This is a genomic window from Burkholderia sp. BCC0322, assembly GCF_902833045.1.
GTDB lineage: Bacteria > Pseudomonadota > Gammaproteobacteria > Burkholderiales > Burkholderiaceae > Burkholderia.
Map to the genome: position 1 here is coordinate 56,814 of NZ_CADFDU010000005.1, position 15,027 is coordinate 71,840.

Sequence of the window (15,027 nt, forward strand, 5' to 3'; positions counted from 1 at the left end):
CGGCTACTTCACCGCCGCAATTTCCTTCGCGCGAATCAGCCGCGCGCGCAGCACGTTGCGGCTGATGCCGAGCAACCGTGCGGCCTGGATCTGGTTGCGGTGGCTGAACTCGAACGCGACGCGCATCACGGTGTCCTCGATGCGTTCGAACAGGTTGCCGTGATCCTCGTCGAACAGGTCGCGCAGCGCGCGTTCGAGCGCGGCCTGTGCACCGGCGGCAGGGCCGGGTTCCTGCTCCGGCGTGCGCACGGCGGCAGTCGGTACGCCCGGCGGCGCGATGTGCAGGTCGGCTTCTTGCAGCGCGTCGTGGCGACTCACGAGCAGCGCGTGATGGATCACGTTCTCGAGCTCGCGGATGTTGCCGGGCCAGCCATGTGCCTCGAGCCGGCGCTCGGCGCGCGGATCGATGCTGCGCGGCCCGTAGCCGAGGCGGCTCCGGTAGTCGTCGAAGAAGTGGCGCGCGAGCGGCAGGATGTCACCCGGGCGCTCGCGCAACGTCGGCACCGCCAACTGCACGACGTTGAGCCGGTAGAACAGGTCGCCGCGAAACTGTCCGTTCGCGACGGCCTGCTGCAGATCCACGTTGGTCGCGGCGACCACGCGCACGTCGATCGGTACGCCCGTGCGCGAACCGAGCCGCACGACCTCGCGCTCCTGCAGCACGCGCAGGAGCTTGACCTGCATCGACAGCGGCAGGTCGCCGATCTCGTCGAGAAACAGCGTGCCGCCGTTCGCGGCTTCGAACCAGCCGGGCTTCGCGCTGAAAGCGCCGGTAAACGCGCCTTTCTCGTGGCCGAACAGTTCGCTCTCGACGAGCGTTTCGGAGAAGGCGCCGCAGTTCACCGCGATGAACGGCCCGCCATTGCGGCGGCTGAGGCCGTGTACGTGGCGCGCGATCAGTTCCTTGCCGGTGCCGGTCTCGCCGACGATCAGCACGTTCGCATCGCTCGGCGCGACCAGGCGAATCCGTTCGAGCAGCGCGACCGAGCGCGGATCGACGAACACCTGCGCGCGGGCACGAATGGACGTCGCAAGCGCGGGCCGATCGGGCAGCGTGAGGACGGGCGCGGCGTCGGGCCACGCATCGGAGGGGGAGTGGTTCACGAGTAGAAGCCCGGCGTCGGAGGGGTTCGCTTGAGCGCCCATTCGCCGATCTCGCGAATCTTGTACGCGAGCGGGTCGTGGAGCGTGTGGGTGCGCAGGTTGCGCCAGTGCCGGTCGAGCCGCAGCGCGCCGTGCGTTGCGCGCGCGCCGGCGACGTCGAACATCCGCGTGCAGAGGTCGAGCCCGGTGCGCGCGGCCGACACTTTGGCCGCGGCCGTGGCGAGCGCAACCTGGCCGCGCTCCGCATGCGTGAGCGCCGCACCGCGCGACCATGCGGCGTCGAGCCGGTCCGCCGCGCGATCGGCGAGCACGCGTGCGGCTTCGAGCCCGACCCAGAATTCGCCGTACTGGCCGAGGATGTACGGATCGTCGCCGGTGCTCGCGACCTGCGCGCCGGGCCACGGCCGCGCCTCGTGCAGCGTGTAGTGCCGCGCGTCGTTGAACGCGGCTTCGGCGATGCCGAGATACACGTTCGTCAGCACGAGCTGCGCGACGAGCGGGCGCAGGCATGCGAATGGCGTCGACAGCGGGCCGGGGTCCGTCAGCAGTTCGTGATCCTCGACGCGTACTTGCTCGAACGTGACCGTACCGCTGTCGGTCTGGCGCTGGCCGATGTTGTTCCAGTCGTCCGCGATCGAGATGCCGCTGCGCTGCGTCGGCACGGCGGCGATCAGGAATGCACGCGTATCGGCATCGTGCGCGGACGCGATCAGCATCTGCGAATCGAGCGCCCCCGAGCAGAAACTCTTCTGGCCGCTGAATTCATGCCATGCGCCGCGCGAGCGGCTGAGCGTGCGCTCGTCGAGCGGATTCAGCGCGTTGCCCCAGAACCATCGCTGGCGCGCGGTGCGTTCGAACCACGATTCCCACTGCGCTGGCGCGCCGAACAGCCGCACGGTCGCGAGCATCAGGTGGTGGAAACCGAACACGTGCGCGAGCGAACTGTCGGCCGCCGCGAGTACGCGGACGACGTCGAGCGTCGTGCGCCAGCTCGCGCCGAGGCCGCCATAGACGGCCGGAATGCTCAGCGCGAGCAGGCCGCTGTCGCGCAACTGGTCGCGTTCGGCCTTCGGCGTGCCGCCCTGCTGGTCGCGTTCGGCCGCCGTGCTTGCAAAGCCGGCCGCCAGGCGCTCGGCGGTTTGCAGGGCGTCGGCGGGCGCCGGTTCGCCGCGGGGCGGCGCGACGACGCGCAGGCTTTCCGCGCGGGGCGATACGGAAATGGATGTCATGGCGATGAATGCGTCGGGTTGCTGCACGAAAACGGTCAGGGCGCGGCGAGCGTTGCTGACCGGGTGCTGCGTGATCAGCAGAGTGTTCAATGTTTTGCGCAACGCGGGAAACATCGATTTCTGATAACCAATGCGGGATTGCTGCGCTGGACGCGGTCGCGCACGGCAAGGTCGCGCGGCGCAGCGATCGGTGGCGCGCAAGGTGACGCCTGCAGCAGGCGTGTCGACGCTCCGGCACGGACGGGACGCGCCGTGCCTGACGGAATCCGTGTCAAAGCAGAGAAATACGCGTGCTGGACACAGCGCTGCTGATCACGCAGCAGCGTATCAGCAGCGTTGTTTCCCCGAGTTCATCGCGCTGCGGAATATGGTTGTGATGCTGCGGCTGCCACGCTTATCAACGTGCGGCGTTTGTCGGGGACGCCATGACAGGCCGTCGATCGCGATGCATTTCGTCATGCAGACGATTGTTCGTCGTCGCGATCGTTGAAATGGCACGCTCCTTGCTGATCATGACGTGACGGGTGCGTCGGCACCCGACTCGACAATGGGAATGCAACCGATGAGCCATGCAATCAACGTGGTCGCGATATCGGGCGGCCTGCAACGGCCGTCCCGCACACTGGCGCTGACCGACGCGATCGTCGCGGCGCTCGGCACCGCGCTGCCGATCGAAACACGGCTGGTCGAACTCGGCGAGATCGGCGCCCGGCTGGCCGGCGCGCTGACGCGCGCGCAGGTACCGGCCGATCTCGATGCGCAGATCCGCGCGATCGAGACGGCCGATGCGCTCGTCGTCGCGAGCCCCGTGTATCGCGCGTCGTACACGGGGCTCTTCAAGCACCTGTTCGACCTCGTGCATCACGAAGCGCTGATCGACGTGCCCGTGCTGCTTGCGGCCACCGGCGGCAGCGAGCGTCATGCGCTCGTGATCGACCATCAACTCCGTCCGCTGTTCAGCTTCTTTCAGGCCCGCACGCTGCCGATCGGCGTGTATGCGTCCGAAAGCGATTTCGACCAGTACCAGATCGCGAACCCGGCGCTGCGCGCGCGTATCGCGCTCGCCGTCGATCGCGCGGTGCCGCAACTGCGCCCGCATGCGCTTTCCGTCGCGGCCGCGTAGGCGGCCTGCGTTTTCTCCCCCGACCAGGACACACTCATGAGCCATACCGATCCTTCCGCCGACGGCGTCAAGTTCGCCTACTGGGTGCCGAACGTCAGCGGCGGCCTCGTCGTCAGCACGATCGAGCAGCGCACCGACTGGAGCCTCGAATACAACCAGCAACTCGCGCGCACGGCCGAAGCGGCCGGCTTCGAATACGCGCTGAGCCAGATCCGCTTCACCGCCGGCTACGGCGCCGAATACCAGCACGAGTCGGTGTCGTTCAGCCAGGCGCTGCTGCATGCGACGACGAAGCTCAAGGTGCTCGCCGCGATCCTGCCGGGGCCGTGGCATCCGGCCGTGGTCGCGAAGCAGCTCGCGACGATCGACCACATCTCGAACGGCCGCATCGCGATCAACGTCGTGAGCGGCTGGTTCAAGGGCGAATTCACCGCGATCGGCGAGCCGTGGCTCGAGCATGACGAACGCTATCGGCGCTCGAAGGAATTCATCCAGGCGCTGAAGGGCATCTGGACGCAGGACAACTTCACGTTCAAGGGCGACTTCTATCGCTTCAACGACTACACGCTGAGCCCGAAGCCGGTGCAGAAGCCGCATCCGGAGATTTTCCAGGGCGGCAGCTCGCGGGCGGCGCGCGACAACGCGGCGAGCGTGTCGGACTGGTACTTCACGAACGGCAATACGCCGGAGAACCTGAAGGCGCAGATCGACGACATCCGTGCGAAGGCGGCGGCGAACAACCATCGCGTGCGCATCGGCGTCAATGCGTTCGTGATCGCGCGCGATACCGAGGAAGAGGCGAAGGCCGTGCTCGACGACATCATCCGGCACGCGCACGTCGAGGCCGTGCATGCGTTCGGCGATGCGGTCAAGCAGGCCGGCAGCGCGTCGCCGGAGGGCGAAGGCAACTGGGCGAAGTCGACGTTCGAGGATCTCGTGCAATACAACGACGGCTTCCGCACGAACCTGATCGGCACGCCGCAGCAGATCGCCGAACGCATCGTCGCCCTGAAGGCGATCGGTGTCGATCTCGTGCTCGCGGGGTTCCTGCATTTCATCGAGGAAGTCGAGTACTTCGGCAAGCGCGTGCTGCCGCTCGTGCGCGAACTCGAGGCGCAGCGGCAGGCGGTTGCTGCGTAATGCGCAGGCCGGTGCGCGGCGGGCATTCACGCGTGCCGCGCGCGGGTTGACCGAACGGGTGACGCCGACCGCGCTGGCGGGTCATCCGGGTTTGACGTTTCGGATATCGAAACAGGAGGTCGGCGGATGCTTCACGGCACCGCGGGCCGGTTCATGAGCTTTGCCGGAAATGACATGTCCACGGAAATCATCGAAGAAAACGTGCAACCGCAGGCGGGCGCCACGCCCGTTCCCGTCATCGGCTCGGATGCCGAGGCACTCGATGTCGCACATCAGGTCGCGGCACGACTGGCCGAGCACGCCGCGTTGCGCGACCGCGAGCGGAAACTGCCGTTCGACGAGGTCGAGCTGTTCTCGTCGAGCGGCCTGTGGGGCATCACCGTGCCGCGCGAATATGGCGGCGCGGAGGTGTCGAACGTGACGCTCGCGGAAGTGATCGCGATCGTTTCGCAGGCGGACCCGTCGCTCGGCCAGATTCCGCAGAACCATTACTGCCTGATCGAGGATATCCGCCTCGAAGGCAGCGATGCGCAGAAGCGCTTCTTCTTCGATCTGGTGCTGAAGGGCGCACGCTATGGGAATGCGTTTTCCGAAGCAGGCGGCAAGAACGTGCTCGACATCCGGACGCGTGTGCGCCGCGACGGCGACGCGTTCGTGCTGAACGGCCGCAAGTTCTATTCGACCGGCACGCTGTTCGCGCACTGGATTCCGGTGCTCGCGCTCGACGAGTCGGATCAGGCCGTGCTCGCATTCGTGCGGCAGGGTGCGCCGGGACTGACCGTCGTGGATGACTGGAGCGGCTTCGGGCAGCGCACGACCGCGAGCGGCACGGTGATCGTCGACAACGTGCGCGTCAGCCCGTTCGAAATCTTCCACACGCAGCGTTCGTACGACCGCCCGACCTTTGCGGGCCCGTTCGCGCAGATCACGACCGCCGCGATCGACCTGGGGATTGCACGCGCGGCGCTGCAGGACACGATCGCGTTCGTGCAGCAGCATGCGCGCCCGTGGATCGACAGCGGCGTCGAACGCGCGAGCGAGGATCCGCTGACGGTCGCGCAGATCGGCGACATCGCGTACCGCGTGCACGCGGCCGAAGCGCTGCTCGCGCGCTCGGGGCGCTTCGTCGACGCGGCGAAGCGCGAGCCGAGCGAGGAGACGGTCGCGCAGGCCGCGATCGCGGTCGGCGAAGCGAAGATCGCGACGACCGAGGTGTCGCTGCTCGCGGCGAGCAAGCTGTTCGAGCTCGGTGGCAGCAAGTCGACCCTCGCGAAATACAACTTCGACCGCCACTGGCGCAACGCGCGCGTGCATACGCTGCACGACCCGGTGCGCTGGAAGTATCACGCGATCGGCAACTACTACCTCAACGGCGTGAAGCCCGCGCGCCATTCCTGGAACTGACCGGCTCCTGACGAGGCTAACCCATGAGTCATCCAGCAAGCTCCGCGCAGGCACTGCCCGTGCGGAATGCCGTACCCCAGGCAGGCGGCCTGCGGCGCAACTACCTGAGCCTGCCCGAACTGATCGCGCAGTCGATCGGCCTCGTCGGCGTGTCGGGCGGGATCGGCGTGCTGATTCCCGCCGTATTCGCGACGGCCGGCAACGGCACGTGGCTGGCCTACCTGTTCGCGATCGTCGCGCTGCTGTTTGCGTCGTGGAGCATCTCGGTGTTCGCGCGCGATTCGGCGTCGCCGGGCGCGTTGTATGCGTACGTGTCGGCCGGCATCGGGCCGGTCTGGGGCGCGATCTGCGGCTGGTCGTTGCTGATTGCCTATGCGGTGGCCGCCGCGGGCATCCTGCAGGGGACGATCAACACGTTTCTGGTGCTGGGCCGCGAGACCGGGCTGCTCGGCAGTGCGACGCCGCTCGGCGCGGTGCTCGGGCTGACGGTCGTCACCGCGTTCGCCGCGTGGTACATCGCGTTTCGCGACATCCGGCTGTCCACGCGCTTCACGCTGTTCGTCGAACTCGCGACGCTGCTGCTGATTGCCGTCGTCGTGATCGGGACGATCGCGTTCGGCGGGCATCCGGTCGATCGCGCGCAACTGACGCTCGAAGGCGTGAAGCCGACGCAGCTTCAGCTCGGGATGGTGCTCGCGTTCTTCAGCTTCACGGGGTTCGAGAGTGCGACCGTGCTCGGTGCGGAAGCGCGCGACCCGTTCCGCGCGATTCCGCGCGCGGTGCTGATCAGTGTCGTCGGGCCGGCGATCCTGTTCGTGATCGGCGCCTACGGGATGGTGAGCGCGTTTCACGGGCAGACGCCGCCGCTCGATCAGGTCGACGGCCCGCTCGCGGTGCTCGCGCATCGGCTCGGGGCCGGCTGGGTCGGTGTGCTGATCGACGCGGGCGTGGCGCTGAGTTTCTTCGCGGCGTTCTTCTCGTCGATCAATGCGGCGGCGCGGATCGTCTATACGTTCGGGCGGCAGGGCGTGCTGCATGCGTCGACCGGGCAAGCGCACGAGCGGAACGCGACGCCGCACGTCGCAGTGGCGCTGATTGCGGTGCTGGCGCTGGCCACTGCGCTGGTGTTCACCGCGCGCGGCACCGCACTGCTCGATTCATATGGCTATCTCAGCTCGATCGCGACGTATGGCTGGCTGCTTGCGTACGTGCTGGTGGCGATCGGCGCGCCGCTTTATCTGCGCCGGCAGCACCGGCTGCGCGCGCGGCACGTGGCGATCAGTGTCGTCGCGGTCGTGCTGCTCGCGATTCCGCTGGCCGGCAGCGTGTATCCGGTGCCGGCGGGCGTCTATGCGTGGCTGCCATATGTGTTCGTCGTGCTGCTGGCGATCGGGCTCGGGTGGTTTCTGGTGCTGCGCGTCCGGTTTCCGGAGCGCTTGCGCGAGCTCGAGGCTGAGTTGCTGACGAAGTGACCGAGCCGCGCCGACGCAGGCGTTCTTGCGTGACGGCGGGCCGATTCCGCTTCAGCGGCTCGCTCGCGGCCGTTACGCCACCCCGGCCATCCTCGACGCATCGACCAGCATCTGCACGCCGAGCCCGCCGAGAATGAGCCCCATCGCCCAGCGCTGCGCGAGCAGCAGCGTCGGGCGTCCGAGCAGGAATTTCGCGATGCGGCTCGAACCGATCGCCACCAGCCCGTTCGCGCAAGCGAATGCGGTGATCAGCAGCGAACCGAGAAACAGCGATTGCCCGAGCACGCTGCCGTTCCGGTAGTCGATGAACTGCGGCAGCAACGAGATGAACAGCATCGCGAGCTTCGGGTTCAGCACGCTGGTCGTCGCACCCATCGCGAGCAACCGGAGCGGCCGCTCGCTGGGCAACGCCTGCACCTCGAACGGCGAGCGGCCACCGGGCCTGACGGCCTGCCACGCGAGATACAGCAGGTATGCGGCACCGATCACGGCCAGCCCGCTGCCCGCATAGGGCACGCTCATGAACAGCGTCGTGATGCCGAACGCCGCGCCGAACATGTAGAACAGGTAGCCGATCATCACGCCGCCGAGTGAAATGAGCCCCGCCGTGCGACCTTGCGCGATCGAGCGCGACATCACGTAGACCATGTTCGGCCCGGGCGTGACCGCGAGCATGCCGCCGATGACGAGAAATCCGTAGAGCGATCCGGACGTATGCATGTCTGATGATTCCTGCAACGAGTGAGGGCTGACGAGATGCATTGTCCGGCCGTGGAGGAGAACAGTAAAACGGGATAAACTGAATCGATTAATCAGTTTTTCTGAATTCGATGAAAAAGCTCGACCTCGATGTGCTCGCGATGGTGGTGGCCGTCGCCGAATCCGGATCGTTCGCGCAGGGCGCGCAGGCCGTGCACCGGTCGCCGTCGGCGGTGAGCATGCAGATCAAGGCGCTGGAAGACGCGCTCGGCAAGCCGCTCTTCATCCGCGACACGCGCAACGTGACGCCGACCGACGACGGCACGATGCTCGCCGAATACGGTCGCCGGATGCTGGCGATGCGCGACGAGGCATGGGCGTCGGTCGTGCGCCCGGAAATCCGCGGCCGCGTGACGATCGGCGTGCCCGACGACTACATTTCGTCGCTGCTGCCGCAGGTGCTCGGCAAGTTCGCCGCGATGCATCCGCGCGTGGAAGTGCGCGTGATCGGCCAGCCGAGCAGCGCGCTCGTGCCGATGCTGAAGGACAACACGGTCGATCTCGCATGCCTCACGCGGATCAAGGGCGTGACCGGCGAGCTGATCCGGCTCGAACCGCTCGTCTGGGTCGGGTCGCCGAAGCGCAACGTGTGGGAAGAGCGGCCGCTGCCGGTGGCCTTCTTCACGCACGGCGGCAGCATGGCGCGCGATCACGCGGTCAAGGCGCTGAACCGGCGGAAGATCCCGTACCGGATGTCGTACGAAAGCCCGAGCCACCTTGGCCTGCTCAGCATGGTGGAGGCCGGGCTGGCGGTCGCGCCGCTCGCGCGCTGCTGCATTCCCGATCATCTCGTGCAGCTGTCGGAAAGCCACGGGCTGCCGTCGCTCGGCGAACTCGAGGTCGTGCTCGCGCGCAGCGCGCAGTCCGCGCGCCCGCCGTGCGACTACCTGGCCGAGCAGATTCTCGGCGAATGGCGCACCTGAGCGGGCCGCCGGCGGTCGCGGTTCAGCACGACTTCAGCAGCCATTCGCGGAACGCGACGAGCGACGGCAGCGTCTCGTTCCCCGGCGGGTAGATCAGGTAGTAGCTGCGCTGGCTGGTGATCGCGTCGCCGATCGACACGAGCTCGTTGCGGCTCAGCTCGTCTTCCACCAGCACCTTCGGCACCAGCCCGATCCCCATCCCGGCCCGCACGGCCTGGATCAGGTGCGACGTGAGCTCGAAGCTCGGGCCGATGCGCATCTGCCGATGGTCGAGCCGATAGTGCGAAAACCATTCCGACCACGCCTGCTGGTTGCTCGTCACACCGAGCAGCGTCTGCTTCGCGGCCCATGCCGGCGTGCGTGCGCCGGCCTTGCGGCGGCTTGCGCTGCCCGCGTCCGGCGGCGCGATCGCGATCAGGAACTCGTTGTACAGCCGGTGCGCGCGCAGGCCCGGCCAGTCGCCCGCGCCGACGGTAATGGCCGCATCGAGGTCGTCGTTGAGAAAATCGACGCCGCCGATCCGCGAATGAAGGTGCACGGTCACGCCCGGATGCGCGGCGTAGAAATCGTGCAGGTGCGGCAGCAGCCATTTCGAGCCGAATGTGGGCAGCGTCGCGAGCCGCAGCGTGCCGGCGCCCGCCTGGTGCGACATCGCCTGCAGCGTCGCGCCGCGGATGCGCCCGAGTGCACCGCTCAGCTCGGTGAAGTAGCGGCGCCCCACCTCGGTCAGCTTGACCGAGCGCCCCTCACGCCGGAACAGCGGCACGCCGAGCTGATCCTCGAGGGTCTGAACCTGCCGGCTGATCGCGCTCTGGCTCAGCGACAGCTCCTCGGCCGCGCGCGTATAGCTTTCGTGCCGCGCGGCGGCCTCGAACACGAGCAGCAGTGACATCGACGGGGTGAGGCGACGGTAATTCATGAGTTTTATGCAATATTCGCCGGAGCAGAATTCGTTTGTTTCTCGCGAAATATCCAAAGATACTGGAATTCCCGGTCGCGTGGAAACTTGCTAAAAAATCATGTTTCGGCTGCGCGAGCCGGCCGGTTCCACCCACACTGCCGCCTTTAGCCCATGTCGATCGTCTCGTTGCCCCGTCTCGCCAGCGCGCCCGCGCGTGCATACCGTGACTTTCTCGCCGCGCTGCAGGCTGCCGGATTCGCCGGGGAAATCCACGCGGACCATGCGAACCGGACGGTGCAGGCCACCGACAACTCGATCTACCAGCGCCTGCCGCAAGCGGTGGTCTGCCCCGCGCATACGGACGACGTCCGGCTGCTGGCGCGGCTGCTCGCGCAGCCCGCGCATCGCGACGTCGCGGTGGCCGCGCGCGGCGGCGGCACGGGCACCAACGGGCAATCGCTGACCGACGGCGTGGTCGTCGACCTGTCGCGCAACATGAACCGGATCCTCGAAATCGACGTCGAGCGGCGCTGGGTGCGCGTGCAGGCCGGCGTCGTCAAGGATCAGCTCAATGCGGCACTGAAGCCGCACGGGCTGTTTTTCGCGCCGGAGCTGTCGACGTCGAACCGCGCGACCGTCGGCGGGATGATCAACACCGATGCGAGCGGGCAGGGCAGCTGCACGTACGGCAAGACGCGCGATCACGTGCTCGAGCTCGATTTCGTGCTGATGGGCGGCGAACAGTTGCACAGCGACGCGCTCGCGGACGACGAGCTGGAGCGCCGCTGCGCGCGGCAGGACCGCATCGGCAAGGTCTACCGCACCGCGCGGCGCATCAGCGACGACAAGGCGGCGCTGATCGACGCGAAGTTTCCGAAGCTCAATCGCTGCCTGACCGGCTATGACCTCGCGCACCTGCGCGAACCCGATGGCCGCTTCAACCTGAACAGCGTGCTGTGTGGCGCCGAAGGCTCGCTCGGCTTCGTCGTCGAGGCGAAGCTCAACGTGCTGCCGATCCCGAAGGTGTCGGTGCTGGTCAACGTACGCTACGCGGGCTTCATGGATGCGCTGCGCGACGCGCGCGCGCTGCTCGCGCACCAGCCGCTGTCGGTCGAGACGGTCGACTCGAAGGTGCTGCTGCTGGCGATGAAGGACTTCGTGTGGAGCAGCGTGGCCGAGTATTTCCCGCAGGACGACGCTCGGCCGACGCTCGGCATCAACCTGATCGAATTCAGCGGCGACGACGCGGATGACGTCGATGCGCGCGTGCGCGCGTTCGTCGACCATCTGCGCACCGATACGAGCGTCGAGCGCCTGGGCCACACGCTCGCGGCCGGCGACGACGCGGTGAAGCGCGTGTATGCGATGCGCAAGCGCGCGGTCGGCCTGCTCGGCAACGTGCAGGGCGAGGCGCGCCCGCAGCCGTTCGTCGAGGACACCGCGGTGCCGCCCGAAAACCTTCCCGCGTACATCGCCGAATTCCGCGCACTGCTCGACGGCCACGGGCTGCAATACGGGATGTTCGGGCACGTCGACGCGGGCGTGCTGCACGTGCGGCCGGCGCTCGACATGAAGGACCCGAAGCAGGCGGCGCTGGTGCGGCCCGTGTCGGATGCGGTGGCGGCGCTCACGCAACGCCACGGCGGCCTGTTGTGGGGCGAGCACGGCAAGGGCGTGCGCTCCGAATATGCGCCGGCGTTTTTCGGCGAGCTGTATCCGTCGCTGCAGCAACTGAAGGCCGCGTTCGATCCGCACAACCAGTTCAACCCGGGCAAGATCGCGACGCCGCCGGACCCCACGATGCGGCTGCTGAAGATCGACGAAGTGCCGACGCGCGGCGACCACGACCGGCAGATCGACGAGCGTGTGTGGCAGCGCTACGGCACCGCGATGCACTGCAACGGCAACGGTGCGTGCTACAACTTCGACCCGGACGATGCGATGTGCCCGTCGTGGAAGGCGACGCGCGAACGCGTGCAATCGCCGAAGGGGCGTGCGTCGCTGATGCGCGAATGGTTGCGCCTGCAAGGGCAGGCCGGCGTCGACGTCGTCGCGGCGGCGCGTGCGCGGCAGCCGTTCCTGAGCAGCCTTGCCGCGCGCTGGCGCAACAGCCGCGCGGCGCGCAACGGCGAAGCCGATTTCTCGCACGAGGTGTACGACGCGATGGCCGGGTGCCTCGCGTGCAAGTCGTGCGCGGGGCAGTGCCCGGTGAAGGTGAACGTGCCGGAGTTTCGCTCGCGCTTTCTCGAGCTGTATCACCAGCGCTACCTGCGGCCGCTGCGCGACTACCTGATCGGTTCGCTCGAATTCACGATGCCGTGGATGGCGCGGGTGCCCGCGCTGTACAACGGGCTGATGCGGGCGGGATGGGTGCGCGCGGTGCTGGAGCGGCACGTCGGCATGGTCGACAGCCCGCTGCTGAGCCGCTTCGATCTCGCTGCCGTGATCCGTCGATGGCGCGTGAAACCGGCCGACCCGCAGGCGCTCGCCGCGCTGAGCGACGCGCAGCGCGCATGCAGCGTCGTTATCGTGCAGGACACGTTCACGCGCTATTTCGATACCGAGCAACTGGCAACGCTGATCGAGCTGGCGGCGCGCATCGGCTTTCAAGTGTGGCTCGCGCCGCTCGCGCCGAACGGCAAGGCGCTGCACGTGCAGGGCTTTCTGCGCGCCTTTGAGCGCGCGGCGATCCGCAATGCGACGCAGCTGGCCGCGCTGGCGCGCTCGGGCGTCGCGCTGGTCGGCCTCGATCCGGCGATGACGCTCACGTATCGGCAGGAATACCTGAAGGTGACCGGGCTCACCGATGTGCCGAAGGTCGCGCTGCCGCAGGAATGGCTGCTGCAGGCACTGCCGGAAGTCGATACGGGAGCGGGCGCTGGCGGCGTGCCCACGGCGTACCGGTTGCTGCCGCACTGCACCGAGAAGACCAATGCGCCCGACAGCGGCAAGCAATGGGCGCAGGTGTTCGCGCGACGCGGGCTGCGTTTGCAGGTCCAGGCGGCCGGGTGCTGCGGGATGTCGGGCACCTACGGGCACGAGGCGCGCAATCTCGCGACGTCGAAGACGATCTATTCGCAGTCCTGGGCGGCGCACGTGGACGGGCCGGAGGACGAAGGCGAGGCGCTGGCGACCGGCTATTCGTGCCGCAGCCAGGTGAAGCGGATGTCGTCGAAGCAGGTGCGCCACCCGTTGCAGGCGCTGCTCGATCACTTGCGGGCGGCGGGGTGACGATCGGGCGTGGCGTTTCGCGTGGCCCGCGAGATGGCTTTCGTTTCAGCGTCGAGCGGTAGGCACTGTGCCGCTGTCGACGCACGCCTGTGCTCAGGCGTCGGCTTTGGCCGTCTTGCTGGAATGCGGCTTGTCTGCCGCGGGAAACGTGCCGCCGCCGCGCGGCCGTTTCGGATCGATCCGCATCTGCCGGATCACGCGCCGGAAATCGATCTCGTGCGCGGCCATCGTGCCGATCAGTGTCGCGATGACCGCGAGGTGGGACGGGACCGTGCCCTTGCTCGAATAGTTCGTGATCGAGCTTTCGTTCATCCGGATCAGGCGGGCGAACTCGCGCGCCGTCAGCTGTGCCTTCTTCAACTCCTGTTGGAATTCCGCATACGCCATTGCACACATGATGCTTTGTCTCCGTGAATCAGAAATCGGCCCGCGCGGCGCCGGCGCCGACGGGTGGCGTTCCCGTCGTGCCGGCGCGGCGGCGGGTTACATCTTCACCTGGTCGAGGAAGGTCTTCTTGCCGCTCTTGTAGCCGTAGATCGAGATGATCCCGTGCGTCAGATCGCCCTTCGAATCGAACGTCGTCGTGCCGATCACGCCTTCGTACTTCGTCGCCGGCATCGCCGCGAGGATCTTCGCGGGATCGGTCGAGTTCGCGCGCTTCATCGCGTCGACCGCGATGTAGACCGCGTCATACGCGAACGGCGCATCGAACTTGATGCCCTGGTTGAAGCGCTTCTGGTACTTCGCGAGGAAGTTCGCGCCGCCCGGCATCTTCTCGAGCGCAGCGCCGGCCTGCGAGCACAGCACGTTGTCGGCCGCCGGGCCGGCCAGTTCGGCCAGCGAGTCGGTGCACACGCCGTCGCCGGACAGGATCTTCGCGCGCAGGCCGAGCTGCTTCGCCTGCTTCGCGAGCGGGCCGCCGGTGGCGTCCATGCCGCCGTACATGATCGCGTCCGGGTTCTCGCCCTTGACCTTCGTCAGAATCGCGCGGAAGTCGACCGCCTTGTCGTTGGTCGCGTCGTGCGACAGGACCTTCAGGCCGAGCGCTTTCGCCTTCTTCTCGAACTCGTTCGCGAGGCCCTGGCCGTACGCGGTCGAATCGTCGATCACCGCCACGCTCTTCACGCCCTTCGACTGCGCGTAGCTCGCGAGCGCCGGGCCTTGCTGCGCGTCGGTCGCGACGACGCGGTAGGTCGTCTTGAAGCCTTGCTGCGTGTAGGTCGGGTTCGTGGCCGACGGCGAGATCTGCACGATGCCCGCGTCGCTGTAGATCTTCGACGCCGGGATCGACGTGCCCGAGTTCAGGTGGCCGATGACGGCGACGACCTTGTCGTCGACCAGCTTCTGCGCGACCTGCGTGGCCTGGCGCGGGTCGGCCGCGTCATCCTGCGCATCGAGTTGCAGCGTGATCTTCTTGCCGCCGATCGTGAGACCCTTCGCATTGATTTCCTCGACCGCGAGGCGCGCGCCGTTCTCGTTGTCCTTGCCGAGGTGCGAGATGCCGCCCGTCGTCGGTTCGACGCTGCCGATCTTGACGACCTGGTCGGCCATCGCGGTCGACGCGGCCGCGAACGCGGCGGCAGCCAGTGCGACGGTGATCAGGGGTTTGCAGCGCATGCCGACAGTGCTTCGTTCCATCTGCCTTCTCCGATTTGAATGTCTTTCTATTGACGTCTCGACCAGCCGACGGCGAGGTCGGGGCGATCGGACGAGTCTCCATAGCCATCATGGGCTTCACTTG

The 15,027-nt window shown here is 67.5% G+C and carries 12 protein-coding genes; 6 read left to right on the forward strand and 6 right to left on the reverse strand.

Annotated elements, in window-relative coordinates:
- Positions 1–3 precede the first annotated feature (3 nt).
- Both HWX39_RS16290 and HWX39_RS16295 read right to left on the reverse strand, forming a co-directional pair.
- The gene (locus HWX39_RS16290; RefSeq protein ID WP_175969041.1) at positions 4–1,104 is read right to left on the reverse strand and encodes a sigma 54-interacting transcriptional regulator; all 1,101 of its coding nucleotides are present in this window, start codon (positions 1,102–1,104) and stop codon (positions 4–6) included.
- Positions 1,101–2,333 carry an acyl-CoA dehydrogenase family protein gene (locus tag HWX39_RS16295; protein ID WP_244135022.1) on the reverse strand — a complete coding sequence of 411 codons (1,233 nt, stop codon included), beginning with the start codon at positions 2,331–2,333 and terminating at the stop codon, positions 1,101–1,103. The genes HWX39_RS16290 and HWX39_RS16295 overlap by 4 nt, the downstream gene beginning before the upstream one ends.
- 562 nt (positions 2,334–2,895) lie before the next feature.
- Between HWX39_RS16295 and msuE the strand changes: the two genes are divergently transcribed.
- The 4 genes from msuE (at position 2,896) to HWX39_RS16315 (ending at position 7,472) form a co-directional block, all read left to right on the forward strand.
- Positions 2,896–3,456 (forward strand): FMN reductase, encoded by a 561-nt coding sequence (gene msuE, locus HWX39_RS16300; RefSeq protein ID WP_175969042.1) that lies wholly within the window; start codon positions 2,896–2,898, stop codon positions 3,454–3,456.
- A 36-nt stretch (positions 3,457–3,492) separates the two neighbouring features.
- A complete protein-coding gene (gene sfnG / locus HWX39_RS16305) occupies positions 3,493–4,596 on the forward strand; it encodes a dimethylsulfone monooxygenase SfnG (RefSeq protein WP_175969043.1) in 1,104 nt (367 codons plus the stop codon).
- A 174-nt stretch (positions 4,597–4,770) separates the two neighbouring features.
- Positions 4,771–6,000: an SfnB family sulfur acquisition oxidoreductase gene (locus HWX39_RS16310; protein WP_175969044.1), complete on the forward strand. Its 1,230-nt coding sequence runs from the start codon at positions 4,771–4,773 to the stop codon at positions 5,998–6,000.
- Between the two features lie 23 nt (positions 6,001–6,023).
- Complete coding sequence (locus HWX39_RS16315) at positions 6,024–7,472, forward strand: APC family permease (RefSeq protein WP_175969045.1); 1,449 nt, start codon at positions 6,024–6,026, stop codon at positions 7,470–7,472.
- Between the two features lie 72 nt (positions 7,473–7,544).
- Here the strand turns inward: HWX39_RS16315 and HWX39_RS16320 are convergent, their stop codons facing one another.
- Positions 7,545–8,192 carry a LysE family translocator gene (locus HWX39_RS16320; RefSeq protein WP_175969046.1) on the reverse strand — a complete coding sequence of 216 codons (648 nt, stop codon included), beginning with the start codon at positions 8,190–8,192 and terminating at the stop codon, positions 7,545–7,547.
- A gap of 110 nt (positions 8,193–8,302) precedes the next feature.
- Here HWX39_RS16320 and HWX39_RS16325 point away from each other — a divergent pair, with 110 nt between their 5' ends.
- Positions 8,303–9,154, forward strand: a complete 852-nt coding sequence (locus HWX39_RS16325; RefSeq protein ID WP_175969047.1) for a LysR substrate-binding domain-containing protein — start codon at positions 8,303–8,305, stop codon at positions 9,152–9,154.
- 22 nt (positions 9,155–9,176) lie between these two features.
- Here the strand turns inward: HWX39_RS16325 and HWX39_RS16330 are convergent, their stop codons facing one another.
- Positions 9,177–10,073 carry a LysR substrate-binding domain-containing protein gene (locus HWX39_RS16330; protein WP_175969048.1) on the reverse strand — a complete coding sequence of 299 codons (897 nt, stop codon included), beginning with the start codon at positions 10,071–10,073 and terminating at the stop codon, positions 9,177–9,179.
- 153 nt (positions 10,074–10,226) lie between these two features.
- Between HWX39_RS16330 and HWX39_RS16335 the strand changes: the two genes are divergently transcribed.
- A complete protein-coding gene (locus HWX39_RS16335) occupies positions 10,227–13,286 on the forward strand; it encodes an FAD-binding and (Fe-S)-binding domain-containing protein (RefSeq protein WP_175969049.1) in 3,060 nt (1,019 codons plus the stop codon).
- A gap of 93 nt (positions 13,287–13,379) precedes the next feature.
- Here the strand turns inward: HWX39_RS16335 and HWX39_RS16340 are convergent, their stop codons facing one another.
- Positions 13,380–13,682: an XRE family transcriptional regulator gene (locus HWX39_RS16340; RefSeq protein WP_175969050.1), complete on the reverse strand. Its 303-nt coding sequence runs from the start codon at positions 13,680–13,682 to the stop codon at positions 13,380–13,382.
- An 87-nt stretch (positions 13,683–13,769) separates the two neighbouring features.
- A complete protein-coding gene (locus tag HWX39_RS16345) occupies positions 13,770–14,924 on the reverse strand; it encodes a branched-chain amino acid ABC transporter substrate-binding protein (RefSeq protein ID WP_175969051.1) in 1,155 nt (384 codons plus the stop codon).
- Positions 14,925–15,027 lie beyond the last annotated feature (103 nt).